This window comes from Pseudomonas sp. HMSC065H01 (genome assembly GCF_001815235.1).
In the GTDB taxonomy this organism is placed as follows: Bacteria; Pseudomonadota; Gammaproteobacteria; order Pseudomonadales; family Pseudomonadaceae; genus Pseudomonas; species Pseudomonas aeruginosa.
In genome coordinates this window covers 89880-113747 of record NZ_KV819937.1, presented here as the reverse complement: position 1 = coordinate 113747, position 23868 = coordinate 89880, and the positions used below count along the sequence as shown (strand labels likewise).

Here is a 23868-nt window from a genome sequence, read left to right as displayed (position 1 = left end):
CCGCCACCGAGACCTCGGTGGGCAAGCTGTTCATCGCCGGCGTGGTTCCGGGGCTGCTGCTGGGACTGATCCTGATGGTGGTGATCTACATCGTCGCCCGGGTCAAGAAGCTGCCCGCCATGCCAAGGGTCAGTCTGCGCGAATGGCTGGCCAGCGCGCGCAAGGCGCTGTGGGGTCTGCTGCTGATGGTGATCATCCTCGGCGGCATCTATTCCGGCGCCTTCACCCCCACCGAGGCCGCCGCCGTCGCCGCGGTGTACTCGGCCTTCGTCGCACTGTTCGTCTACCGCGACATGCGCCTGAGCGAATGCCCGAAGGTGCTGCTGGAGTCCGGCAAGCTGACCATCATGCTGATGTTCATCATCGCCAACGCCATGCTCTTCGCCCACGTGCTGACCACCGAGCAGATACCGCAGAGCATCGCCAGCTGGGTCACGGAACTGGGACTTTCGCCATGGATGTTCCTGCTGGTGGTGAACATCGTGCTGCTGATCGCCGGCAACTTCATGGAGCCTTCGGCGATCATCCTGATCCTGGCGCCGATCTTCTTCCCCATCGCCATGGAGCTGGGCATCGATCCGATCCACCTCGGCATCATCATGGTGGTGAACATGGAGATCGGCCTGATCACGCCGCCGGTCGGGCTCAACCTGTTCGTCACCTCGGCGGTCACCGGCATGCCGCTGGGCGCGACCATCCGCGCAGCGCTGCCGTGGCTGATGATCCTGCTGGTGTTCCTGATCATCGTGACCTACATCCCGGCGGTATCCCTGGCATTGCCGAACTGGCTGGGGATGAGCTGACGGAACGGTAACGACGGCGGAAAACCCCGCCCTGCGCTCGGGCCTTCGGCAAAAATCCGCTCATGCCGCAGGCCCGTGCCCCGCAGTTGACGGGCCGGGCCACCTGTCGATGGCTGGCACGCCGCTTGCTCAATCGCTCGCAGTGCCCCTGGCACCGGCTTTCGGTTCGCCCAGCGAACCGCGCCCTTCGGCCACGAACCGGATGGCGGCCCCTTCCCCTGTGCCGACGTGCGCCAGCACGCGCGGCGGGTGGGCGGCGATCCCGTCCCCCCAGCGGTCTTCACACCCTGAAGCCCAAATGAAGAGCCCGGCGAACGCCGGGCTTCTTCATTTCTTTCCTTGTGCTTTTTCGTTCTTTGATAAGAGCGGAAAATTATTTTTACTTATAAATAAAAAATACTCCTCTCGAAATACTGCAACACTTCCCTGGAAAGTCGCGGCGGTTTTTCGACGGACCGTCAACAAGCCGGCGACCACCCACCTGAAAGTCAGAATACCGTCTCGCGAAATTCATTGATCGGCATCAACGATCCGGCTTTATCCGCGGCTTATAGCCCGATTTCAAGCTTTCCCCGTAGCGGATGGCAAGTCTTCCCCTAACACATGAAAAAACCGCCCTATTCCGGGCAGGTCTTAGATTCCTCTTCTATCTTTGGCACTCGCGACTTACAGGAATGCGTCATCTAATTACTTTGAGTAGGAAGCTATTGACGTGGATCAGCATTCAACAATAGCCGCTGCCGCCTAATGTCTTCACTCTCAATTCCTATAGGGAGATTCCGAAAATGTCCCAAGAATCCAGCCAAAAACTCCGACTAGGAGCGCTAACGGCTCTGGTTGTCGGCTCGATGATCGGAGGGGGCATCTTCTCCCTCCCGCAAAACATGGCAGCCAGCGCCGATGTCGGCGCCGTCCTGATCGGATGGGCGATCACCGCCGTCGGCATGCTCACCCTCGCTTTCGTCTTCCAGACCCTCGCCAACCGCAAGCCCGAACTCGACGGCGGCGTGTACGCCTACGCCAAGGCCGGCTTCGGCGACTACATGGGTTTCTCCTCGGCCTGGGGCTACTGGATCAGCGCCTGGCTGGGCAACGTCGGCTACTTCGTCCTGTTGTTCAGCACCCTCGGCTACTTCTTCCCGATCTTCGGCAAGGGCGACACCGTCGCGGCGATCGTCTGCGCCTCGGTCCTGCTCTGGGCCCTGCACTTCCTGGTGCTGCGCGGGATCAAGGAGGCGGCGTTCATCAACACCGTCACCACCGTGGCCAAGGTCGTGCCGCTGTTCCTGTTCATCCTGATCTGCCTGTTCGCCTTCAAGCTGGACATCTTCACCGCCGACATCTGGGGCAAGAGCAACCCGGACCTGGGCAGCGTGATGAACCAGGTGCGCAACATGATGCTGGTCACCGTCTGGGTGTTCATCGGCATCGAGGGCGCGAGCATCTTCTCCTCCCGCGCGGAAAAACGTTCCGACGTCGGCAAGGCCACCGTGATCGGCTTCATCACCGTCCTGCTCCTGCTGGTGCTGGTCAACGTGCTGTCCATGGGCGTGATGACCCAGCCGGAACTGGCCAAGCTGCAGAACCCGTCGATGGCGCTGGTACTCGAGCATGTGGTCGGCCACTGGGGCGCCGTGCTGATCAGCGTCGGCCTGCTGATCTCGCTGCTGGGCGCGCTGCTCTCCTGGGTGCTGCTGTGCGCCGAGATCATGTTCGCCGCCGCCAAGGACCACACCATGCCGGAGTTCCTGCGCCGCGAGAACGCCAACCAGGTGCCGGCCAACGCCCTGTGGCTGACCAACATCTGCGTACAGGTGTTCCTGGTGGTGGTGTTCTTCACCTCGGGCGACCCGGACGGCATGGACCCGTACACCAAGATGCTGCTCCTGGCCACCTCGATGATCCTGATCCCGTACTTCTGGTCCGCCGCCTATGGCCTGCTGCTGACCCTGAAGGGCGAGACCTACGAGAACGATGCCCGCGAACGCAGCAAGGACCTGGTCATCGCCGGCATCGCCGTGGCCTACGCGGTCTGGCTGCTCTACGCCGGGGGCCTGAAGTACCTGCTGCTGTCCGCCCTGCTGTATGCGCCCGGCGCGATCCTTTTCGCCAAGGCCAAGCACGAGGTCGGCCAGCCGATCTTCACCGGAATCGAAAAACTGATCTTCGCCGCAGTCGTCATTGGCGCCCTGGTGGCTGCCTACGGCCTCTACGACGGTTTCCTCACCCTCTGATTACTCCACTGGAGACGTGAAATGAGCACGGAAAAAACCAAACTTGGCGTCCACTCCGAAGCCGGCAAACTGCGCAAAGTGATGGTCTGCTCGCCCGGACTCGCCCACCAGCGCCTGACCCCGAGCAACTGCGACGAGTTGCTGTTCGACGACGTGATCTGGGTGAACCAGGCCAAGCGCGACCACTTCGACTTCGTCACCAAGATGCGCGAGCGCGGCATCGACGTCCTCGAGATGCACAATCTGCTGACCGAGACCATCCAGAACCCGGAAGCGCTGAAGTGGATCCTCGATCGCAAGATCACCGCCGACAGCGTCGGCCTGGGCCTGACCAGCGAGCTGCGCTCCTGGCTGGAGAGCCTGGAGCCGCGCAAGCTGGCCGAGTACCTGATCGGCGGCGTCGCCGCTGACGACCTGCCCGCCAGCGAAGGCGCCGACATCCTCAAGATGTACCGCGAGTACCTGGGCCATTCCAGCTTCCTGCTGCCGCCGTTGCCGAACACCCAGTTCACCCGCGACACCACTTGCTGGATCTACGGCGGCGTGACCCTGAACCCGATGTACTGGCCGGCGCGACGACAGGAAACCCTGCTGACCACCGCCATCTACAAGTTCCATCCCGAGTTCGCCAACGCCGAATTCGAGATCTGGTACGGCGACCCGGACAAGGACCACGGCTCCTCGACCCTGGAAGGCGGCGACGTGATGCCGATCGGCAACGGCGTGGTCCTGATCGGCATGGGCGAGCGCTCCTCGCGCCAGGCCATCGGTCAGGTCGCCCAGTCGCTGTTCGCCAAGGGCGCCGCCGAGCGGGTGATCGTCGCCGGCCTGCCGAAGTCCCGCGCCGCGATGCACCTGGACACCGTGTTCAGCTTCTGCGACCGCGACCTGGTCACGGTCTTCCCGGAAGTGGTCAAGGAAATCGTGCCCTTCAGCCTGCGCCCCGATCCGAGCAGCCCCTACGGCATGAACATCCGCCGCGAGGAGAAAACCTTCCTCGAAGTGGTCGCCGAATCCCTCGGCCTGAAGAAACTGCGCGTGGTCGAGACCGGCGGCAACAGCTTCGCCGCCGAGCGCGAGCAATGGGACGACGGTAACAACGTGGTCTGCCTGGAGCCGGGCGTGGTGGTCGGCTATGACCGCAACACCTACACCAACACCCTGCTGCGCAAGGCCGGCGTCGAGGTCATCACCATCAGCGCCAGCGAACTGGGTCGCGGTCGCGGCGGCGGCCACTGCATGACCTGCCCGATCATCCGCGACCCGATCGACTACTGACAGACAACCCGCTCTCGAGCTGAACGGCGGCGTCCCCAGGAGGGGCGCCGCCCACCGACTTCCCACAAGGAGATCAATCATGGCTTTCAACATGCACAACCGTAACCTGCTCAGCCTGATGCACCACAGCACCCGCGAGCTGCGTTACCTGCTCGACCTGTCCCGCGACCTCAAGCGCGCCAAGTACACCGGCACCGAGCAGCAGCACCTGAAGCGCAAGAACATTGCCCTGATCTTCGAGAAAACCTCCACTCGCACCCGCTGCGCCTTCGAGGTGGCCGCCTACGACCAGGGCGCCAACGTCACCTACATCGACCCGAACTCCTCGCAGATCGGCCACAAGGAGAGCATGAAGGACACCGCGCGGGTTCTCGGCCGGATGTACGACGCCATCGAGTACCGCGGCTTCAAGCAGGAAATCGTCGAGGAACTCGCGAAGTTCGCCGGCGTTCCGGTGTTCAACGGCCTGACCGACGAATACCACCCGACCCAGATGCTCGCCGACGTGCTGACCATGCGCGAGCACAGCGACAAGCCGCTGCACGACATCAGCTACGCCTACCTGGGCGACGCGCGCAACAACATGGGTAACTCCCTGCTGCTGATCGGCGCCAAGCTCGGCATGGACGTACGCATCGCCGCGCCGAAGGCGCTCTGGCCGCACGATGAGTTCGTCGCCCAGTGCAAGAAGTTCGCCGAGGAAAGCGGCGCCAAGCTGACCCTCACCGAGGATCCGAAGGAAGCCGTGAAAGGCGTGGACTTCGTCCACACCGACGTCTGGGTGTCGATGGGCGAGCCGGTGGAAGCCTGGGGCGAGCGGATCAAGGAACTGCTGCCCTACCAGGTCAACATGGAGATCATGAAGGCCACCGGCAACCCGCGGGCCAAGTTCATGCACTGCCTGCCGGCGTTCCACAACAGCGAGACCAAGGTCGGCAAGCAGATCGCCGAGCAGTATCCGAACCTGGCCAACGGCATCGAGGTGACCGAGGACGTCTTCGAGTCGCCCTACAACATCGCCTTCGAGCAGGCCGAGAACCGCATGCATACCATCAAGGCGATCCTCGTCTCGACCCTCGCCGACATCTGACCGCGCTCCTGCGCCCCGGCCCACGCGGTCGGGCGCAGCCGCCTTCCGGAGGTAACCGATATGCGTATCGTCGTCGCATTGGGCGGTAATGCCCTGCTACGCCGTGGCGAACCCATGACCGCGGACAACCAGCGGGAAAACGTGCGGATCGCCGCCGAACAGATCGCCAAGGTGGCGCCCGGCAACGAGCTGGTGATCGCCCACGGCAACGGTCCCCAGGTCGGCCTGCTGGCCCTCCAGGGTGCCGCCTACGACAAGGTCTCGCCCTACCCGCTGGACGTCCTCGGCGCGGAAACCGAGGGCATGATCGGCTACATGATCGAACAGGAGATGGGCAACCTGCTGCCGTTCGAAGTGCCGTTCGCCACCATCCTCACCCAGGTCGAGGTGGACGGTAAGGATCCGGCGTTCCAGAACCCGACCAAGCCGATCGGCCCGGTCTACTCCAGGGAAGAAGCCGAGCGCCTGGCCGCCGAGAAGGGCTGGAGCATCGCCCCGGACGGCGACAAGTTCCGCCGCGTGGTGCCCAGCCCGCGGCCGAAGAGGATCTTCGAGATCCGCCCGGTGAAGTGGCTGCTGGAGAAAGGCACCATCGTCATCTGCGCTGGCGGCGGCGGTATCCCGACCATGTACGACGAGGCCGGGAAGAAGCTCAGCGGCGTCGAGGCGGTGATCGACAAGGACCTCTGCTCCTCGCTGCTGGCCCAGGAGTTGGTGGCCGACATCCTGATCATCGCCACCGACGTCGACGCGGCCTACGTCGACTGGGGCAAGCCGACCCAGAAGGCCATCGCCCAGGCCCACCCGGACGAACTGGAGCGCCTCGGCTTCGCCGCCGGCTCCATGGGACCGAAGGTCCAGGCCGCCATCGAGTTCGCCCGCGCCACCGGCAAGGACGCGGTGATCGGTTCGCTCGCGGACATCGTCGCAATCACCGAGGGCAAGGCGGGAACACGGGTCAGCACGCGCAAGGCGGGCATCGAGTACCGCTGATACACCACCCCCAGGGCCGCTTCGCGGCCCTTCTTCATTCTCCTCTGCCGGCATCGGGCGAAAGGTGGATAGCGCCACGCCTCTGCGCGCGGACTTTCAAGCAAGTCCCGCAACACTCGCCTACGCCCCACCTCTGCCAACAGCCCGCCCATGGGCGTCAATCCCCCCACGGCAGACCGCCAGCACTTGTGGAAAGCCCACGCAACGCGGTATTCAGTAGGAAAATACGTGACTCGATAGTCATGATTCACGTCAGCATAGTCACCCTGATCATTTCAACGGCCACTGGCTCGTGCCCGGGTCCGTGAAGCTCGCCTCGCCGACGGGAAAGGCCGCCATCGCCGCCACGCGCTTCCCGCTCCGGACCAGGCAGCAGCCCGGCACGCGAACGACTATTCGAAGGAGTTTCTGAGTGATGTCTCGACTACCGGTCATTGTTGGTTTCGGTGGCTACAACGCAGCAGGCCGTAGTTCCTTCCACCACGGCTTCCGCCGCATGGTCATCGAATCGATGGACCCGCAGGCGCGCCAGGAAACCCTAGCCGGCCTGGCGGTCATGATGAAACTGGTCAAGGCCGAAGGCGGCCGCTACCTGGCCGAAGACGGCACGCCGCTGTCCCCGGAGGACATCGAGCGGCGCTACGCCGAACGCATCTTCGCCTCTACCCTGGTGCGACGCATCGAACCGCAGTACCTCGACCCGGATGCAGTCCACTGGCACAAGGTCCTCGAGCTGTCCCCTGCCGAAGGCCAGGCGCTGACCTTCAAGGCCTCGCCCAAGCAACTGCCCGAGCCGCTGCCGGCCAACTGGTCGATCGCTCCCGCGGAGGACGGCGAGGTGCTGGTGAGCATCCACGAGCGCTGCGAGTTCAAGGTGGACAGCTACCGTGCGCTGACGGTGAAGTCCGCTGGCCAGTTGCCCACCGGTTTCGAACCGGGCGAGCTGTACAACTCGCGCTTCCACCCGCGCGGCCTGCAGATGTCGGTGGTCGCCGCGACCGACGCGATCCGCTCCACCGGCATCGACTGGAAGACCATCGTCGACAACGTCCAGCCCGACGAGATCGCGGTGTTCTCCGGCAGCATCATGAGCCAGCTCGACGACAACGGTTTCGGCGGCCTGATGCAATCCCGCCTGAAGGGCCACCGGGTCTCGGCCAAGCAACTGCCGCTGGGCTTCAACAGCATGCCCACCGATTTCATCAATGCCTACGTGCTCGGCAGCGTCGGCATGACCGGCAGCATCACAGGCGCCTGCGCCACCTTCCTCTACAACCTGCAGAAGGCTATCGACGTCATCACCAGCGGCCAGGCCCGGGTGGTCATCGTCGGCAACAGCGAGGCGCCGATCCTGCCGGAGTGCATTGAGGGCTACAGCGCCATGGGCGCACTGGCCACCGAAGAAGGCCTGCGCCTGATCGAAGGCCGCGACGACGTGGACTTCCGCCGCGCCAGCCGGCCGTTCGGCGAGAACTGCGGCTTCACCCTGGCCGAGTCCAGCCAATACGTAGTGCTGATGGACGACGAACTGGCCCTGCGCCTGGGCGCGGATATCCACGGCGCGGTAACCGACGTGTTCATCAACGCCGACGGTTTCAAGAAGTCCATCTCCGCCCCCGGCCCGGGCAACTACCTGACGGTAGCCAAGGCGGTGGCCAGCGCGGTGCAGATCGTCGGCCTGGACACCGTGCGCCACGCCAGCTTCGTCCACGCCCACGGCTCCAGCACGCCGGCCAACCGGGTCACCGAATCGGAAATCCTCGACCGCGTGGCCAGCGCCTTCGGCATCGACGGCTGGCCGGTCACCGCGGTGAAGGCCTACGTCGGCCACTCCCTGGCCACCGCCAGCGCCGATCAACTGATTTCCGCCCTGGGCACCTTCAAGTACGGCATCCTCCCTGGGATCAAGACCATCGACAAGGTCGCCGACGACGTCCACCAGCAGCGCCTGAGCATCTCCAATCGCGACATGCGCCAGGACAAGCCGCTGGAGGTGTGCTTCATCAACTCCAAGGGCTTCGGCGGCAACAACGCCAGCGGCGTGGTGCTGTCGCCGCGAATCGCCGAGAAGATGCTGCGCAAGCGCCATGGCCAAGCGGCCTTCGCCGCCTACGTCGAGAAGCGCGAGCAGACCCGCGCCGCCGCCCGCGCCTACGACCAGCGCGCGCTGCAGGGCGACCTGGAGATCATCTACAACTTCGGCCAGGACCTGATCGACGAACACGCCATCGAGGTCAGCGCCGAACAGGTGACGGTGCCCGGCTTCAGCCAGCCGCTGGTATACAAGAAGGACGCGCGTTTCAGCGACATGCTCGACTGAGCGCCGCCACAACGGAAAAGGCCCGGCTAGACCGGGCCTTTTCGTTTCAGTGCAGCGCGCGCGCCAGTTGGATCAGCTCGCTGCGCCACTCGGCAGCGCGCGGCAGGGCCAGGAAGGAGCCGTTGAGGTAGTCCTCGCGCGGCTCGTAGGTGAATGGCGCACCATGCAGGTCGAGCACCTCGCCGCCGGCGCCTTCCAGCACACCCTGGGCGGCGGCCGTGTCCCATTGCGAGGTTGGCGTCAGGCGCGGATAGCAGTCGGCAGCGCCCTCGGCCAGCAGGCAGAACTTCAGCGAACTGCCGATGCTGGCTCGCCGCAGGTCGCCGAAGCGCTCGCTCAAGCCATCCAGCAGGCGCTCCTGGGCCGGGCTGCCATGGCGCTTGCTGGCCACCACGGTGAAGGCCTCCTCGGGCTCCAGGCGCACACTGATCGGTTGCGCGCGGCCATCGGCCTCCTCGCGCCAGGCACCGAGACCGGCGCCACCGTAGTAGCAGCGGCCGCTCACCGGCACGCCGACCAGGCCGAACAGCACCCGGCCATCCTCGACCAGGGCCACGTTGACGGTGAACTCCTCGCTACCGGAGATGAACTCCTTGGTGCCGTCCAGCGGGTCCACCAGCCACCAGCGCCGCCAGTGGCCGCGCTCGCTCAGCGGTATCTCGCAATCCTCTTCGGAAAGCACCGGAATGTCCGGCGCCAGCGCCCGCAATCCCGCCTCCAATATATGGTGCGCGGCCAGGTCGGCGGCAGTCACCGGCGATTCGTCGGCCTTCGAGCGCACCACCACGTCGGCGCGCCAGTGCGGCAGGATCGCCTCGCCGGCGCGCCGCACCAGCGCCACCAATTCGCCCCAAGGCACCGGCCTCATGCCTGGTACTCGCCGCGCTGGGTGAGCAGGTCGCGCACCAGGTACAGCGCGGCCAGGGCTCGGCCTTCGCTGAACTGGGCGTGCTGGGCCAGGCTCGACAGTTCGCGCAGGCTGATGCGATCGACGCCCATCGGCTCCGGCTCGTCGCCCGGCAGGCGCTCCTCGTAGAGGTCGCGCGCCAGCACCACCTGGATGCGCTGGCTCATGTAGCCCGGCGACAGCGACAGTTCGGTGATGTGCTCCAGTTGCCGGGCACCGTAGCCCGCTTCCTCCTTGAGCTCGCGGTTGGCCGCCGCGAGGATGTCCTCGCCCGGCTCGACCAGGCCCTTGGGCAGCGACAACTGGTATTCGTCGACCCCGGCGCAATATTCCTCCACCAGCACCGCGTGCTCGGCATCGAGCATGGCCACCACCATCACCGCACCGTAGCCCTGGCCCTTGCCGACCAGACGCTCGTAGGTGCGCTCGACGCCATTGCTGAAGCGCAGTTGCAACTCCTCGACAGCGAACAGTCGGCTCTTCGCGACGATCTCGCTGGCGAGTACGGTGGGTTTCTGACGCATGTGGATAACTCCTTGGCGAAGCCGGCGGGTTATCATACCCCGGCTTTTCCGATTATCCCTGTCGGAGATTGATGGGAAGCGACAGATTTCCGCATCGATCGCGACGAACCGCGACAAGAGCCGCCATGCCCACCCTGCCCTGGTCCGCCATCGACACCGTGCTGCTCGACATGGACGGCACCCTGCTCGACCTGCACTTCGACAACCACTTCTGGCTGGAACACCTGCCCCAGCGCTATGCCGAACGCAACGGCCTGAGTCGCACCGAAGCCGACGCCGTGCTCGAGCCGCTGTTCCGCGAACACGCCGGCCAGCTCAACTGGTACTGCCTGGATTTCTGGAGCCGGGAACTGGACCTGTCGATCCGCGAACTCAAGCACGAGGTGGCGCACCTGATCTCGCTGCGTCCGCACGCCGATACCTTCCTCGCCGCCCTGCGCCGGGCCGGCAAGCGCGTGGCGCTGATCACCAACGCGCACCGCGACTCGCTGTCGCTGAAGCTGGAACGGATCGAACTGGCGCCCTATTTCGACCGACTGATCAGCTCCCACGACTACGGCTACCCGAAGGAGGACGCGCGCTTCTGGAGCGCCCTGCAAGCCGATTTCGGCTTCGACCCGCAGCGCAGCCTGTTCATCGACGACAGCCTGCCGATCCTGCGCAGCGCCCGCGCCTATGGTGTCGCCCACCTGTTGGCGGTACGCCACCCGGACAGCCGTGGCCAGGTCCGGGACACCGAGGAGTTCGCCGCCCAGGAGGACTACCGGCGGCTGCTCGAAGGACTGCCGTAGCCGCGGAAACGAAAACCCCGCCACGCGGGCGGGGTTGGCGAAACGCCGGGATCACTCGGGAATGCGCAGGACCTGGCCGGGGTAGATCTTGTCCGGATGGCTGAGCATCGGCTTGTTGGCCTCGAAGATCTTCATGTAGGCGTTGGCATTGCCGTATTCGGCCTTGGCGATGGCGCTCAGGGTGTCGCCTTTCTTCACGGTGACGAAGCGCGCCTCCGGAGCGGCCTGGGCCACGGTGATCTTGTCTTCCACCGAGGAGACGCCGGCGACGTTGCCCAGCGCCAGCAGGATCTTCTCTTTCTCCTCCTGGCTGGCCACCTCGCCCGAGGCGATGACCTTGTCGCCTTCCACCGAAACCTGGATGTTCGGGTTGCCCAGGCCGACCTTGGCGACGTGCTCCTTCAGCGACTCGGCCGCCTGTGCCTCATGCCCCGTCAGCGTATCCCACAGCTTTTCACCGGCTTCCTTCACGAACGCGAAAATACCCATCTTTGGTTCTCCCTTTACGGTTACGGTTGCAAGCGGCCGGCGCAATCCCGATCCGCGACTAGCCAAGTCTAGACTGCAAAAACCGGCGAAATATCCCCAGGCTCCTTCGTCACCCCATAACACTGCGCCCATTCGCGTTAAGATTCGGCGACACCCCCGCCACGGAAGCGCCGATGGACATCAAGCAACTGAAATTCCTCTGCGCCCTCGACGAAACCCGCCACTTCGGCCAGGCCGCCGCGCGCTGCCACGTCACCCAGCCGACCCTGTCCATGCGCCTGCGCAGCCTGGAGGAAGAACTCGGCCTGGAACTGGTGCGACGCAGCCAGCGCTTCGAAGGCTTCACCGAGGCCGGCGAGCGCGTACTGGCCTGGGCACGCAGCCTGCTGGCGGCCCAGGAAGGGCTGTACGCGGAAGCCGCCGCCTGCCGCGGGCAACTGGTCGGGACCCTGCGCCTGGGCGTGGTGCCGCTGGCCAGCTTCGACCCGATGCGCCTGGTCCAGCACATGGCCGGGCGCCACCCGGAGTTGCGTTTCCAGCTCTATTCCCTGAGTTCGGAACAGGTACTCGAAGGCCTGGCGCGCAACCAGTTCGATCTCGGCGTCTCTTATCTGGACCGTCTGGACCGCAGCCATTTCGAGGGCATCGAACTGGCGGAGACCCGCATGGGCCTGCTCCATCACCCCAGCCATTTCCCGCTCGACGCCGCGCTGCTGAACTGGGAAGCGCTGGCTGGCCTGCCGCTGGGTCTGCTCTCGGCGGGCATGCACTTCCGCCAATCCATCGACCACAACTTCCGCAGCCGCGGGTTGAGCCCCATCGCGCGCCTGGAAACCGACTCGGTACAGCAACTGCTGCAGGCGGTGCAGCGCGGCTTGTGCTGCGCGATCATGCCGCTGGGCAGCGAAGTCGACGGCGAGTTGCGCCTGATCCCCATCGAGGACGCCCATACCCTGGCAGCGCTCGGTCTGATCATCCGCAGCGGACAGCCGCGCTCGGCGCTGGCCGAAGCCTGTTTCGAGGAAGCCCGGAACTGGTTGGCGCCGCAGTCTTGATAGATCACGTCGATCAGCGCATCGGCACAACCGATTAGACGCTGCCCCGCGTCAGGCCTAGGCTGGTGCCACACCTAGAACGATAGGGCCCAGCCCATGCCTTGCCAGCCTGCATGCCCGGTATCCGCGGATACCTGGGCGCCTTCCGCCGTTCCCGACGATTACCGCTACGCCGACCTGCACCTGCCGCAGCAGGTCGGCCAGGCCTCCCTTGCCGCCGAGTGTGCCGTGGCGATCAGCTACAACGGACTGAACCAGGCGGTGATGATGGCCTCGCCCGAGGACATCGAGGATTTCGTCCGCGGTTTCAGCCTCAGCAGCGGCTTCGTGGAGTCCATCGACGACATCTATGAAATCCGCGTCAGCGGCCAGGGCGAATCCCTCCACGCCGAGGTCGAAATCAGCAGCCGCGCGTTCTGGAACCTCAAGCGCCAACGCCGGCAACTGGCCGGCACTTCCGGCTGCGGCCTGTGCGGCGTCGAAGCCCTGGAACAGGCCCTGCCGCAACTGCCGGAACGGTCGCCGCAGGCGCTGCCTCCCGCCGCCCATCTCGGCGCCCTGCGCCAGCGTATCGAGCAGGCCCAGCGACTGGCGCGCCATAGCGGCGCCCTGCATGCCGCGCTGTATTTCGACGGGCATGGCGAGCTGCGCCTGTGTCGCGAGGACATCGGCCGCCACAACGCCCTCGACAAGCTGATCGGCGCCCTGCACCGCCAAGGCCTCGACGCCGCGCGCGGTTTCGCCGTGGTCACCAGCCGCTGCAGCCTGGAGCTTATCCACAAGGCCGTACGTGCCGGGATCGGCACCCTGGTCAGCCTCTCCGCACCCACCGCCCTGACCGTGCAATGGGCGCGCCGCCACCAACTGAACCTGATCCACCAGCCCCATCACAACGCCCCGCGGGTCTACAGCCCGGCGCCGGCCGCAACCGAGTGAGTCCGCCATGAGCCTGCAACCTCTCCAACCCCGCTACAAGCCCTATGCCGGCGCCGCCGCCGGCTGGGGCGCGCTGCGCAGCGTGGCGCACTTCTGGCTGGACAGCAAACAGCCGTTCAAGAACCTCCGCGCTCTGCTCAAGACCAACCAGAACGGCGGTTTCGACTGCCCCGGCTGCGCCTGGGGCGACTCGCCGGAAGACGGCCGGGTGAAGTTCTGCGAGAACGGTGCCAAGGCAGTCAACTGGGAAGCCACCAAGCGCCGCGTCGACGCGGCGTTCTTCGCCCGCTACAGCGTCAGCGCCCTGCGCGAACAGAGCGACTACTGGCTGGAATACCAGGGCCGCCTCACCGGACCGATGCGCTACGACCCGCTCAGCGACCACTACCAGCCGATCACCTGGGACGCCGCCTTCGCCCTGGTCGCCGAGCACCTGCGACGCCTGGATAGCCCCGACCAGGCGGAGTTCTATACCTCCGGGCGGGCCAGCAACGAGGCGGCCTACCTCTACCAGTTGTTCGTCCGCGCGTTCGGCACAAACAACTTCCCCGACTGCTCGAACATGTGCCACGAAGCCAGCGGCGTGGCACTGGGCCGCAGCGTCGGGGTCGGCAAGGGCAGCGTGACCTTCGACGACTTCGAACACGCCGACGCGATCTTCATCCTTGGGCAGAACCCCGGCACCAACCACCCGCGCATGCTCGAGCCGCTGCGCGAGGCAGTGAAGCGCGGTGCCCAGGTGGTCTGCTTCAACCCTCTCAAGGAGCGCGGCCTGGAGCGCTTCCAGCATCCGCAGAACGCGCTGGAAATGCTGACCAACGGGTCCTCGCCGCTGAACACCGCGTTCTTCCGTCCGGCACTGGGCGGCGACATGGCGGCGATCCGCGGGATCGCCAAGTTCCTCCTCGCCTGGGAGCGCGAAGCCCAGGCCGAGGGTAGCGAGCCGGTATTCGACCACGCCTTCATCGCCGAGCACACCGACGGCCTCGAGGCCTACCTGGCCGAACTGGATGCCACCCCCTGGGAACACCTGGAGCGCCAGTCCGGGCTGGGCCTGGCGGAAATCGAGCAGGCTGCGCGGATGTACCGGCGGGCGAACAGGGTCATCGTCTGCTGGGCGATGGGCATCACCCAGCACCACCATTCGGTGGCGATCATCCAGGAAATCGTCAACCTGCAACTCCTGCGCGGCAACCTGGGCCGCCCGGGCGCCGGTCTCTGCCCGGTCCGCGGCCACAGCAACGTTCAGGGTGACCGCACCATGGGCATCAACGAGCGGCCGCCGGCGGCGCTGCTCGACGCACTGGAACGGCGCTTCGGCTTCGAAGTGCCACGCCACAACGGGCACAACGCCGTCGAGGCGATCGCCGCGATGCTCGCCGGCAAGTCGAAGGTCTTCATCGGCCTGGGCGGCAATTTCGCCCAGGCCACCCCGGACAGTCCGCGCACCCACGCCGCCCTGGCGTCATGCGACCTGACCGTGCACATCAGCACCAAGCTCAACCGCAGCCACCTGACCACCGGCCGCGACGCACTGATCCTGCCCTGCCTGGGGCGCACCGACATCGACCGCCAGGCCGAAGGCCCGCAGGCGGTCACGGTGGAAGACTCGTTCAGCATGATCCACGCATCCTACGGGCAACTGGAGCCGCTCTCGCAGCAGATGCGTTCGGAGCCGGCGATCATCGCCGGCATCGCCAAGGCAACCCTGGGCAACCATCCGGTGGACTGGGACGCGCTGATCGCCAACTACGAGCGCATCCGCGAGCTGATCGCCGACACCATCCCCGGTTTCGCCGACTTCAACCGCCGCGTCCGCCATCCCGGTGGCTTCTACCTCGGCAACTCCGCCGGCGAACGACGCTGGAACACCGCCAGCGGCAAGGCCAACTTCGTCGCCAACCCGCTGCCCCGCGACCTGTTGCCGGCACAGGTGCGCGACAGCGGCCTCGAACCCGACCTGATCCTGCAGACCCTGCGCTCCCATGACCAGTACAACACCACCATCTACGGCCTGGACGATCGCTATCGCGGAGTGAAGGGCCAGCGCGAAGTGGTATTCGCCAACGAGGCGGATATCCGCCGCCTGGGCTACCAGCCGGGCGACAAGGTCGACCTGGTCTCGCTGTGGAGCGATGGCATCGAACGCCGGGTACGCCGCTTCACCCTGCTCGCCTTCGACATCCCGGCCGGCCAGGCAGCCGCCTACTACCCGGAAACCAATCCCCTGGTGCCGCTGGAGAGCGTCGGCGTCGGCAGCCATACGCCGACTTCGAAGTTCATCGCGGTACGCCTGGAAAAGGCCACGGGCGACGGGCGCATTATCTGAAGCTCATGAAAAACGCCGCCTCCTGCAACAGGAGGCGGCGTCTTAAGGAAAAAGTCGATGAAAGGCCTTGAAGGCAGGCCGCTCGTCGGCGTTAGAATGGCCAGCATCCCGCCAGCAAAAATACCGATTTCGACCCTGAAATCGCGCTTCACATTCGGTCTACGACCGCCTCTACTTAAGAAAGTTCCCCATACAAAACAAGTACTTGGAATATTTCGAATTTGCTCTACCAATCGTCGGCTGGCGCTTGTCAGCGGTTTGGGCCAACCCCAGCATCGCAGCCGTCATCCCCACAGAGAGAAACTCTCTATGAAGTATTCCTCGATACTCCTGTTGTCCCTGAGTCTGGTCGGTAGTACCGCCTTCGCAGGCGACGACACCCGCGCGGCCATCGGCGGCGCCTTGGGCGGGGTGTTGGGTTCGGTCGTCGGCGATGCGGTCGGCGGCAGCACTGGCGCCGCGATCGGTAGTGGCATCGGTGGCGCTGCGGGCGGTGCAGTCGGCGCCGGACGCGGCAACAAGACCGAAGCGGCGATCGGCGGCGGCCTCGGTGCCGCAGGCGGCAACGTCATCGGCCGGCAGATCGGTGGCAGCACCGGTGGCCTGATCGGCGCGGCCCTCGGCGGCGCCGGCGGCGGCGCGCTGGGCAACCATTATGGCGACGGCAACCGCCGCTACGACGACGATGACGACTACCGCGACCGTCGCTACTACCGCCGCGCCGGCTATCGCGATGGCTATTACCGGCATGACAACGGCCATCACTATGGCCAGTACAAGAAGTGGAAGCGCCACAAGCATCATCGTCGCTACTACGACGACTGAACCCGCCGCTCCCTACGACGCAAAGGCCGGGCCGGATGGTCCGGCCTTTGTGCGAACGACCGTATTTCCCTCCCGATTGAAACGATGAGGCACGCACGATGCGTAAATCTCTCCTGGTAATCGCGTTCGGCCTGCTGAGCGCACAAGCCGCGCTCGCCGGCGATTCCACCAAGACCGCGGTGGGCGGCGGCGTAGGCGGTGCCCTGGGCAACGTCGTGGGCGGCGCCATCGGCGGTAGCACCGGTGCGGCCATAGGCGCCGGCCTGGGTGGCGCGGCCGGCGGCGCGATGACTGCCAAGGACGGGCGCAAGACCGAAGCCGCCCTGGGTGGCGGGCTAGGCGCGGCCGGCGGTTCGGTGATCGGCAACAAGCTGGGCGGCAGCACCGGCGCGACCATAGGTGCAGGCCTCGGCGGCGCAGCGGGTGGCGCGGTCGGTAACAACCTGGGCAAGGACAACGACAGCGGTCACCGCGGCAAGAAACACCGCAAGCACAAGCATCGTTGATCGGCATGCTTGCCGAAGCTGATGTGTAAAAGCCCCGCGAACGCGGGGCTTTTACTTTCTACCGTTCGTCAGCCTTTCGGTGCCGTTTTCAACTCGTCGCGAACGATCAGGACGCCACGCGGCGCCTCGATCCCGACCCGGGCCTGGTTGCCGATGATATCGGTGACCAGGATCCGGATGCCGCCTTCGCGCAATTGCCGAATCAGTTCCTCCGCCGGGTAGTCGGCCTTGAGGGACAGGGTGATGCCTTCGCCTTCTCGGCGGGAGAGTATCAGGAAACCCATGTTCCGCGTCCTTGCCAGTCATAGCAGGGGCAAACCGGCCCCTTTGGTGAATGAAATGGTGTGGAGGGATGGTCACAGAACATTGCTCCAGCGTCGAGACTGCAAACGTTCAATCAGAAATGTCCCATCCAGCGCTTCCTGTTCGCCTCACGCCATGTCATGGATTGTCGCACCGGGCTCGCTTTGCTAGCGTGCCGGACATCAATTCCATCCGAGATTTCCAGATGCGCCCGTCGTTCGCCAGTTGGGGCCTGCTTGCCCTCCTGCTCCTGCAAGGCCCGTTGCTCCAGGCCCAGCCGCTGTCACCGGCTCTCCAGCAACTGTTGAGCCTGAGCAGCCAGCGTTTGCAACTAGCCGATCAGGTAGCCCAGAGCAAGGCCCAGTCGGGCAAGGCGGTACAGGACAGCCCGCGGGAAGAACAACAGTTGCAGATGCTCGCCGGACAAGCCGGGAGCCACGGGGTCGGCGCCGAGCAGGTGCGCCTGCTGTTCGCCGCGCAGATCGAGGCGAACAAGCTGGTCCAGTACCGCCTGCTCAGCCGGCCGCTACCGGACGCTGGCCAGGCGGTCGACCTGGAGCGCATCCGCAGCCGCCTCAATCAGCTCAACCTGGAGCTGCTGCGCGGCTACGCCCCGGCGCTCGCCGAACTGCGCGTCGACGACTGCCGGCCGAGGCTCAACCAGGCGCTGCAACGGCAGGTACGCGACGATCGCCTGGACGAGCTGCACGCCATCGCCCTGTCACGGGCGGCGGGCGATCTCTGTCACTGGGCCGCGCTCTGAAGCGCGGCCAGCGCATCGCGTAGTTCCTGCGGAATGGCCACCGGGCGGCTGCTTCGGCGCTCCACGAAGACATGCACGAAACGCCCGGCCGCGCAGGCCTCCCGCTGCCCTTCGAGGAACAAGGCCAGTTCGTACTGCACCGAGCTGTTGCCCAGGCGCGCCACCCGCAGGCCCATCTCGATCCGCTGGGGGAAGGCCACCGGCGCGAAATAGTCGCAGCTGGAGCTGACCACCAGGCCGATCACTTCGCCGCCCTGGATATCCAGGCCGCCGCGCTCGATCAGGTAGGTATTCACCGCCGTGTCGAAGAATGCATAGTAGGTCACGTTGTTCACGTGTCCGTAGATGTCGTTGTCGTGCCAGCGCGTGCTGATCGGCTGGAAATGAAGGTACTGCTCGCGCAGCGGTCGCGGGGCGGTCGCCATGCCCGGTCCTCGTAGAAGGGATTCAGTATGCCGCGCGATAGATCGCCAGGGCATCCGCCTCGCCGACCTCGCGCGGGTTGTTAACCAGCAGACGCTGCTGGAGCATCGCGTCGGCGGCCAGGCGCGGCAGCATCGCCTCGTCCACCCCGGCGTCGCGCAAGCGGCTCGGCAGGCCGTTGCGCGGACTGAGCTGGGCCAGTTCGTCGATCAGCTGCACGGTAAGCGCGTCGCGATCGCCCGGACGCAAGCGGTCGCCCAGCAGCAGCGGCGCCAGCTCGGCATAGAGTCCAGCGGCAGCGGGAGCGTTGAAACGGATCACCTCCGGTAGCACCAGCGCATTGCTCAGGCCGTGGGGAATGTGGAAATGCCCTCCCAGCGGATAGGCCAGGGCATGCACCGCCGCCACCGGCGCATTGGCGAAGGCCTGCCCGGCCAGGCAGGCGCCCAGCAGCATGGCCTGGCGCGCCTCGCGGTCGCCGCCGTCGCCTACCGCGCGTTCCAGGTTGGCCGCCAGCAGGCGCAACGCCTCCCGCGCCAGCAGGTCGGACAGCGGGTTCTTCTTCAGTTTGCTGGTATAGCTCTCGATCGCATGCACCATCGCGTCGATACCGGTCGCCGCGGTGACCGCCGGCGGCAAGCCGAGGGTCAGGTCGGCGTCGAGCAGCGCCAGGTCGGGCAGCAAGTGGGGCGAGACCACGCCCATCTTGGTGGTCTCGCCGGTGGTGACGATGGCGATCGGCGTCACCTCGGAGCCGGTCCCGGCGGTGGTCGGCACCTGGATCAGCGGCAGGCGCGGCCCGCGTGCGTTGCCGACCCCGAAGACCTCGCCGAGCCCCTGCCCTGCTTCTGGGTGGGCGAGCAGCGCGACCAGCTTGGCTACGTCCATGGAGCTGCCGCCGCCGAAACCGACCACCAGCTCGGCAGCCATGCCCCGCGCCCGCCCGAGCGCGGCCTCGACCACCGACTCGGGCGGATCGGCGAGCACCTGGTCGTACACCTCGACGGCCAGGCCCAGGCGCGGGAAGCCGGGCAGGATCGCATCCAGCAAGCCGAGCCGGGTGATCCCCGGATCGGTCACGATCAACACGCGGCGCGCCCTTCGCTCGCGGCAGAGTTCCGCCAGGCGGATGGCGGAGCCGGCCTCGCAGAGGATCTGCGCGGTAGTGGCGAAACTGAAAGCTTGCATATCGGTCTCCTTGGGCGAGACGCCCGTCAGAACGAGAAATGCTCCTCGGGCAGGGCCATCAGGCAGTCGGCGCCACCGAGCAAGGCTTCGCGGTGCATGCTCGCCCGCGGCAGGATACGCCGCAGGTAGAAATCGGCGCTGCGCAGCTTGGCCCGATAGAAATCGCCCTCACCGGAGCCGCCGTCCAGCGCTTCCTGGGCTCGTGCCGCGGCTTGCAACCAGAGGGCCGCGAGCAATACGTAGGCGCTGTACTGGAGGAAGTCCACCGAAGTGGCGCCGATCTCCTGGGGATCGCGGGCGCAGGCCTCGAGTACCTGGCCGGTGAGCTGCCGCCACTCCTCCAGGCGTTGCAGCACCGGCTCAGCCAGTGGCGCCAGCGCAGCACGCCCTTGCAGCGCCTCGCTGGCCACCGCCAGTTCGCCTTGCAGCGCCAGCAGTTCGCCGCCCTGGTCGCCGAGCAGCTTGCGGCGGACCAGATCGAGCGCCTGGATGCCATTGGTGCCTTCGTATATCTGGGTGATGCGACTGTCGCGCATCAATTGCTCCATGCCCCATTCGCGGATGAAACCGTGACCGCCATAGACCTGTACGCCGAGGCTGGCGACTTCCTGGCCGACATCGGTAAGGAAGGCCTTGACGATGGGGATCAGCAGCGCTGCACGGCGCGTCGCCGCGCGCCGGCCGTCAGCATCCGGATGGCCGTGTTCCAGGTCGAGCTGGCGTGCGCAGCAGGCCGCCAGCATGCGGCAGCCTTCGACCAGGGTCTTCTGGGTCAGCAGCATGCGCCGCACGTCGGGGTGCACGATGATCGGGTCGGCGACCTTGTCCGGTGCCTGCGGGCCGACCAGGGCGCGCGACTGCAGGCGTTCGCGGGCGTAGCCGAGGGCGCCCTGGAAGGCCCGTTCGGCGATACCCAGGCCCTGCAGGCCGACCTGGAAGCGCGCGTCGTTCATCATCGTGAACATGCAGGCCAGGCCCTGGTTCGCCTGGCCCAGCAGCCAGCCCCTGGCGCCGTCGAAGTTCATCACGCAGGTGGAGGCGCCCTTGATCCCCATCTTGTGCTCGATGGCGCCGCACCCCAGGCTGTTGCGCTCGCCCAGGGAGCCATCGGGATTGGCGACGAACTTCGGCACCAGGAACAGACTGATGCCCTTCACCCCGGCCGGCGCGTCCGCCAGGCGCGCCAGCACCAGGTGGACGATGTTCTCGGTGAGGTCCTGCTCGCCACCGCTGATGAAGATCTTGCTGCCGCTGATCGCGTAGCTGCCGTCGGCCTGCGCCTCGGCGCGGGTGCGCAGGAGGGCGAGGTCGGTGCCGGCCTGGGGTTCGGTCAGGCACATGGTGCCGGCCCATTCGCCGCTCACCAGCTTGCCTAGGTAGTCGCGCCGCAACGCCTCGTCACCATGCTTGTACAGGGCCAGCACGGCGCCCTCGGTCAGCCCCGAATAGACGCGGAAGGACAGGCTGGCGGCCATCAGCATCTCGTGGAAGCACGCGGAGACCATCTGCGGGAAGCCCTGGCCGCCGTACTCGGTGGGTCCGGTCATGCTCGCCCAGCCGTTCTCGCTGTACTGCCGGTAGGCTTCGCGAAAGCCGGTGGGGGTGGTCACCACGCCGTCCTTCAGCTTCGCGCCTTCCTCGTCGCTGTTGCGATTGAGCGGCGCCACCACCTGGCCGGTGTAGCGCGCGCCTTCCTCGAGCACGCCGTCGATCAGTTCGCGATCGATGCCGTTGCCCAGCAGTTCGCAATGCGCGCCGACATCGAACAGTTCATGGAGAACGAAGCGCATGTCGCGCAAGGGGGCCTGGTAATCCATCTCAGCGCACCTCCTGCAGGTCGGCGAAGGCTCCGCCCTCGGCGGCCAGGCGCTCGACCAGGGACGCCGGCTTCCAGCGCGCGCCGTGGCGCTGTTCGAGGAAACGCAAGCGTTGCAGCAGCTCGGCCGCGCCGAGGCGATCGGCCCAGGCCATGGGACCGCCCTCCGCGGCGGGGAAGCCGTAGCCGTTCAGGTAGACAGTGTCGATGTCGGCACTACGGGCGGCGATACCCTCGTCGAGGATCTTCGCGCCCTCGTTGACCAGCGCCAGCAGGCAACGCTCGAGGATTTCCTCGTCGGCGAAATCGCGCCGCGGGTAGCCCAGCGTCTCGGCAACCCGGAGCACCAGGGCATCCACCTCGGTATCGTGCTCCGCCTGGCGGCTGCCCGGCGCGTAGCGGTAGTAGCCGGCACCGCTCTTCTGGCCGAAGCGGCCCATCTCGCAAAGGCGGTTGTCCACCTGCACGGCCGGCTGGTCCTGGCCGACCCCGGCCAACTCGCGGGCGCGCCACTCAAGGTCGATACCGACCACGTCGTACATGCGGAACGGCCCCATGGCGAAACCGAACGCCTGGAGAGCCCGGTCCACCTGGTACGGCAGGGCGCCTTCCAGCAGCATCAGGCGGGCCTCGGTGGCGTAGGGTTCGAGCATGCGGTTGCCGATGAAGCCGTGGCAGTTGCCGGCCACCACGCTGACCTTGCCCATCCGCTCGCCCAGCGCCAGGGCCGCCTCCAGCACCGCCGGCGCGGTCTGCGCGCCGCGCACGATCTCCAGCAGCCGCATGATGTGCGCCGGGCTGAAGAAGTGCAGGCCGAGCACCTGACGCGGACGCGCGGTGACCGCGGCGATGGCGTCGATGTCCAGGTAGGAGGTATTGCTGGCCAGCACCGCGGAGGGCTTCAGCGCCGCGTCCAGCTCGCGGAAGATCGATTGCTTGAGTTCCAGGTTCTCGTAGACCGCCTCGATCACCAGGTCCGCCTCGCGCATCGCGGCGAGGTGCTGGACCGGCGTGATGCGGGCGCGGCGCGCGGCCGCTTCCTCTTCGCCGATGCGCCCCTGGCGCACGTTGTGCGCGTAGGTGTCGGCCACGGCGCCGAGCGCCTGGTTGAGCATCTGCGGGTTGCTGTCCAGCCACTGCACGTCGAGACCGGCGTTGGCCAGGCACATGACGATACCGCGACCCATGGTGCCGGCGCCGATCACCGCGGCCTGGCGGAAGGAAAAGTTCTGGCTCATGGTCTTGTCCTCGTTGTAGCGAGCGCAGGAGGAACGGTGGACGAAACCTGGGGCAGTCCGACCGCACAAAAAGCGACCACTACCTTAGGGGAAGGTCGTACTATTTTTGAAATTTAGTCTTGTGATAGCTGGAATTCAGGCAGTGAATATCCAAACCTTCGACCTCAACCTGCTACGCGTCCTTGACGCGCTGCTGCGCGAACGCAACGTCTCGCGCGCGGCGGAGCGCCTGGCGCTGAGCCAGCCGGCAGTAAGCAATGCGCTGAACCGCCTGCGCGAGCTGCTCGACGACCCGCTGCTGGTCCGCGCCGGTCGTGCGATGCAGCCGACGCCCCGGGCGCTGGCGCTGGAAGCGCCGATCCGCGCGGCGCTGCGGCAGATCGAACAGAGCCTGGGCGACGGCGAGGGCTTCGATCCGGGGCGCAGCCGGCAGCGCTTCACCGTAGCGGTGACCGACTACGTCGAACTGATCTGCATGCCCGCCCTGATGCGCCGCCTGAGTGAGCGGGCGCCGGGAATCTCCATCGCCATCCAGCACCTGACCCCGACCTTGCCGGCCGAGGCGCTGGACAAAGGCGAACTGGACCTGGTGCTAGGCCGCTTCGAAAACGTCCCGGCGCGCTTCCAGCGCCGCCATTGGGCCAGCGAGATCCTGCAACTGGTCGCCCGGCGTCAGCACCCGCTGCTGGCGCAGGCTCCCGACCTGGCCACCTTCCTGGAGCTGCAGCACCTGTGGGTGCACGGCGGGCAGACCAAGGGGATGGTCGACCAGTGGCTGGGCAGCCAGGGGCTCAAGCGGCAAGTGGCCTACACCACGCCGAACTACCTGCAGGCAGCGCACATCGCCGCGTACAGCGACCTGGTCGGCGTCCTGCCGCGACAACTGGCGCACTACTTCGAACGATTGCTGCCCCTGCAATCGTTCGACCTGCCGTTCGACCTCGGCCCGTTCCACCTGGAACTGGTGTTTCTGGCCCAGCGCGAACGCGACATCGCCCTGCAATGGCTGGTCGAACAGATCCGCCAGGTCGGGGCCGCCGGACCGGACTAGGGGAAT

At 66.2% G+C, this 23868-nt stretch carries 21 protein-coding genes and 1 pseudogene; 14 read left to right on the top strand and 8 right to left on the bottom strand.

Annotation, left to right across the window (positions count from 1 at the left end):
- The 6 genes and pseudogenes from dctM to fabY all read left to right on the top strand — a co-directional run.
- A pseudogene (gene dctM / locus HMPREF3014_RS30085) lies at positions 1-803 on the top strand (C4-dicarboxylate TRAP transporter large permease protein DctM); the annotation flags it as partial.
- Between the two features lie 785 nt (positions 804-1588).
- Complete coding sequence (arcD, locus tag HMPREF3014_RS30080) at positions 1589-3037, top strand: arginine-ornithine antiporter (protein ID WP_003123669.1); 1449 nt, start codon at positions 1589-1591, stop codon at positions 3035-3037.
- Between the two features lie 21 nt (positions 3038-3058).
- Positions 3059-4315 carry an arginine deiminase gene (gene arcA / locus HMPREF3014_RS30075; RefSeq protein ID WP_003100029.1) on the top strand — a complete coding sequence of 419 codons (1257 nt, stop codon included), beginning with the start codon at positions 3059-3061 and terminating at the stop codon, positions 4313-4315.
- Positions 4316-4394: 79 nt separating this feature from the next.
- On the top strand, positions 4395-5405 hold the full coding sequence (locus tag HMPREF3014_RS30070) for an ornithine carbamoyltransferase (RefSeq protein WP_003100031.1): 1011 nt from the start codon (positions 4395-4397) through the stop codon (positions 5403-5405).
- 60 nt (positions 5406-5465) lie between these two features.
- The gene (gene arcC / locus HMPREF3014_RS30065) at positions 5466-6398 is read left to right on the top strand and encodes a carbamate kinase (protein ID WP_003100033.1); all 933 of its coding nucleotides are present in this window, start codon (positions 5466-5468) and stop codon (positions 6396-6398) included.
- Positions 6399-6813: 415 nt separating this feature from the next.
- Positions 6814-8718: a beta-ketoacyl-ACP synthase FabY gene (gene fabY, locus HMPREF3014_RS30060; protein ID WP_019681080.1), complete on the top strand. Its 1905-nt coding sequence runs from the start codon at positions 6814-6816 to the stop codon at positions 8716-8718.
- Positions 8719-8764: 46 nt separating this feature from the next.
- Here fabY and cysQ read toward each other — a convergent pair whose 3' ends face one another.
- Entirely contained in the window at positions 8765-9586 is an 822-nt protein-coding gene (cysQ, locus tag HMPREF3014_RS30055) for a 3'(2'),5'-bisphosphate nucleotidase CysQ (protein ID WP_003114067.1), read from the bottom strand.
- Entirely contained in the window at positions 9583-10149 is a 567-nt protein-coding gene (gene nudE, locus HMPREF3014_RS30050) for an ADP compounds hydrolase NudE (RefSeq protein ID WP_003096206.1), read from the bottom strand. The genes cysQ and nudE overlap by 4 nt, the downstream gene beginning before the upstream one ends.
- A 125-nt stretch (positions 10150-10274) precedes the next feature.
- On the opposite strand from nudE, the gene yrfG reads away from it, so the two are divergent.
- A complete protein-coding gene (gene yrfG, locus HMPREF3014_RS30045) occupies positions 10275-10940 on the top strand; it encodes a GMP/IMP nucleotidase (RefSeq protein WP_003114065.1) in 666 nt (221 codons plus the stop codon).
- 51 nt (positions 10941-10991) lie between these two features.
- On the opposite strand, the gene lysM is transcribed toward yrfG, so the two are convergent.
- Positions 10992-11429, bottom strand: a complete 438-nt coding sequence (gene lysM, locus HMPREF3014_RS30040; protein WP_003096210.1) for a peptidoglycan-binding protein LysM — start codon at positions 11427-11429, stop codon at positions 10992-10994.
- Between the two features lie 173 nt (positions 11430-11602).
- Between lysM and HMPREF3014_RS30035 the strand changes: the two genes are divergently transcribed.
- From HMPREF3014_RS30035 to HMPREF3014_RS30015, 5 genes are all read left to right on the top strand, one after another.
- The gene (locus HMPREF3014_RS30035; RefSeq protein WP_003100042.1) at positions 11603-12484 is read left to right on the top strand and encodes a LysR family transcriptional regulator; all 882 of its coding nucleotides are present in this window, start codon (positions 11603-11605) and stop codon (positions 12482-12484) included.
- Positions 12485-12580: 96 nt separating this feature from the next.
- The gene (fdhD, locus tag HMPREF3014_RS30030) at positions 12581-13420 is read left to right on the top strand and encodes a formate dehydrogenase accessory sulfurtransferase FdhD (protein WP_003100044.1); all 840 of its coding nucleotides are present in this window, start codon (positions 12581-12583) and stop codon (positions 13418-13420) included.
- 7 nt (positions 13421-13427) lie between these two features.
- Positions 13428-15749 (top strand): FdhF/YdeP family oxidoreductase, encoded by a 2322-nt coding sequence (locus HMPREF3014_RS30025; protein ID WP_003118023.1) that lies wholly within the window; start codon positions 13428-13430, stop codon positions 15747-15749.
- A 309-nt stretch (positions 15750-16058) separates the two neighbouring features.
- Positions 16059-16574, top strand: a complete 516-nt coding sequence (locus tag HMPREF3014_RS30020; RefSeq protein ID WP_003100049.1) for a hypothetical protein — start codon at positions 16059-16061, stop codon at positions 16572-16574.
- Between the two features lie 98 nt (positions 16575-16672).
- A complete protein-coding gene (locus HMPREF3014_RS30015; RefSeq protein WP_003100051.1) occupies positions 16673-17080 on the top strand; it encodes a glycine zipper domain-containing protein in 408 nt (135 codons plus the stop codon).
- A gap of 68 nt (positions 17081-17148) precedes the next feature.
- Here the strand turns inward: HMPREF3014_RS30015 and HMPREF3014_RS30010 are convergent, their stop codons facing one another.
- Positions 17149-17364: a carbon storage regulator gene (locus tag HMPREF3014_RS30010; RefSeq protein WP_003096222.1), complete on the bottom strand. Its 216-nt coding sequence runs from the start codon at positions 17362-17364 to the stop codon at positions 17149-17151.
- Positions 17365-17588: 224 nt separating this feature from the next.
- On the opposite strand from HMPREF3014_RS30010, the gene HMPREF3014_RS30005 reads away from it, so the two are divergent.
- On the top strand, positions 17589-18146 hold the full coding sequence (locus HMPREF3014_RS30005) for a chorismate mutase (protein ID WP_003118024.1): 558 nt from the start codon (positions 17589-17591) through the stop codon (positions 18144-18146).
- Here HMPREF3014_RS30005 and HMPREF3014_RS30000 read toward each other — a convergent pair.
- The 4 genes from HMPREF3014_RS30000 to HMPREF3014_RS29985 are packed head-to-tail and all read right to left on the bottom strand — an operon-like array spanning position 18128 to position 22811.
- Positions 18128-18571, bottom strand: a complete 444-nt coding sequence (locus tag HMPREF3014_RS30000) for an acyl-CoA thioesterase (RefSeq protein WP_009877226.1) — start codon at positions 18569-18571, stop codon at positions 18128-18130. The genes HMPREF3014_RS30005 and HMPREF3014_RS30000 overlap by 19 nt on opposite strands.
- Before the next feature lie 22 nt (positions 18572-18593).
- Entirely contained in the window at positions 18594-19757 is a 1164-nt protein-coding gene (locus HMPREF3014_RS29995) for an iron-containing alcohol dehydrogenase (RefSeq protein ID WP_003114061.1), read from the bottom strand.
- A gap of 26 nt (positions 19758-19783) precedes the next feature.
- Entirely contained in the window at positions 19784-21574 is a 1791-nt protein-coding gene (locus HMPREF3014_RS29990; RefSeq protein ID WP_003118026.1) for an acyl-CoA dehydrogenase C-terminal domain-containing protein, read from the bottom strand.
- A 1-nt stretch (position 21575) separates the two neighbouring features.
- Positions 21576-22811, bottom strand: a complete 1236-nt coding sequence (locus HMPREF3014_RS29985) for a 3-hydroxyacyl-CoA dehydrogenase (protein ID WP_009877227.1) — start codon at positions 22809-22811, stop codon at positions 21576-21578.
- A 142-nt stretch (positions 22812-22953) separates the two neighbouring features.
- Here HMPREF3014_RS29985 and HMPREF3014_RS29980 point away from each other — a divergent pair, with 142 nt between their 5' ends.
- Positions 22954-23862 (top strand): LysR family transcriptional regulator, encoded by a 909-nt coding sequence (locus HMPREF3014_RS29980; RefSeq protein WP_009877228.1) that lies wholly within the window; start codon positions 22954-22956, stop codon positions 23860-23862.
- Positions 23863-23868 lie beyond the last annotated feature (6 nt).

Coding starts and splice junctions, on each gene's coding strand:
- arcD (WP_003123669.1), top strand. CDS start 1,589: ATGTCCCAAGAATCCAGCCAAAAACTCCGACTAGGAGCGCTAACGGCT.
- arcA (WP_003100029.1), top strand. CDS start 3,059: ATGAGCACGGAAAAAACCAAACTTGGCGTCCACTCCGAAGCCGGCAAA.
- HMPREF3014_RS30070 (WP_003100031.1), top strand. CDS start 4,395: ATGGCTTTCAACATGCACAACCGTAACCTGCTCAGCCTGATGCACCAC.
- arcC (WP_003100033.1), top strand. CDS start 5,466: ATGCGTATCGTCGTCGCATTGGGCGGTAATGCCCTGCTACGCCGTGGC.
- fabY (WP_019681080.1), top strand. CDS start 6,814: ATGTCTCGACTACCGGTCATTGTTGGTTTCGGTGGCTACAACGCAGCA.
- cysQ (WP_003114067.1), bottom strand. CDS start 9,586: ATGAGGCCGGTGCCTTGGGGCGAATTGGTGGCGCTGGTGCGGCGCGCC.
- nudE (WP_003096206.1), bottom strand. CDS start 10,149: ATGCGTCAGAAACCCACCGTACTCGCCAGCGAGATCGTCGCGAAGAGC.
- yrfG (WP_003114065.1), top strand. CDS start 10,275: ATGCCCACCCTGCCCTGGTCCGCCATCGACACCGTGCTGCTCGACATG.
- lysM (WP_003096210.1), bottom strand. CDS start 11,429: ATGGGTATTTTCGCGTTCGTGAAGGAAGCCGGTGAAAAGCTGTGGGAT.
- HMPREF3014_RS30035 (WP_003100042.1), top strand. CDS start 11,603: ATGGACATCAAGCAACTGAAATTCCTCTGCGCCCTCGACGAAACCCGC.
- fdhD (WP_003100044.1), top strand. CDS start 12,581: ATGCCTTGCCAGCCTGCATGCCCGGTATCCGCGGATACCTGGGCGCCT.
- HMPREF3014_RS30025 (WP_003118023.1), top strand. CDS start 13,428: ATGAGCCTGCAACCTCTCCAACCCCGCTACAAGCCCTATGCCGGCGCC.
- HMPREF3014_RS30020 (WP_003100049.1), top strand. CDS start 16,059: ATGAAGTATTCCTCGATACTCCTGTTGTCCCTGAGTCTGGTCGGTAGT.
- HMPREF3014_RS30015 (WP_003100051.1), top strand. CDS start 16,673: ATGCGTAAATCTCTCCTGGTAATCGCGTTCGGCCTGCTGAGCGCACAA.
- HMPREF3014_RS30010 (WP_003096222.1), bottom strand. CDS start 17,364: ATGGGTTTCCTGATACTCTCCCGCCGAGAAGGCGAAGGCATCACCCTG.
- HMPREF3014_RS30005 (WP_003118024.1), top strand. CDS start 17,589: ATGCGCCCGTCGTTCGCCAGTTGGGGCCTGCTTGCCCTCCTGCTCCTG.
- HMPREF3014_RS30000 (WP_009877226.1), bottom strand. CDS start 18,571: ATGGCGACCGCCCCGCGACCGCTGCGCGAGCAGTACCTTCATTTCCAG.
- HMPREF3014_RS29995 (WP_003114061.1), bottom strand. CDS start 19,757: ATGCAAGCTTTCAGTTTCGCCACTACCGCGCAGATCCTCTGCGAGGCC.
- HMPREF3014_RS29990 (WP_003118026.1), bottom strand. CDS start 21,574: ATGGATTACCAGGCCCCCTTGCGCGACATGCGCTTCGTTCTCCATGAA.
- HMPREF3014_RS29985 (WP_009877227.1), bottom strand. CDS start 22,811: ATGAGCCAGAACTTTTCCTTCCGCCAGGCCGCGGTGATCGGCGCCGGC.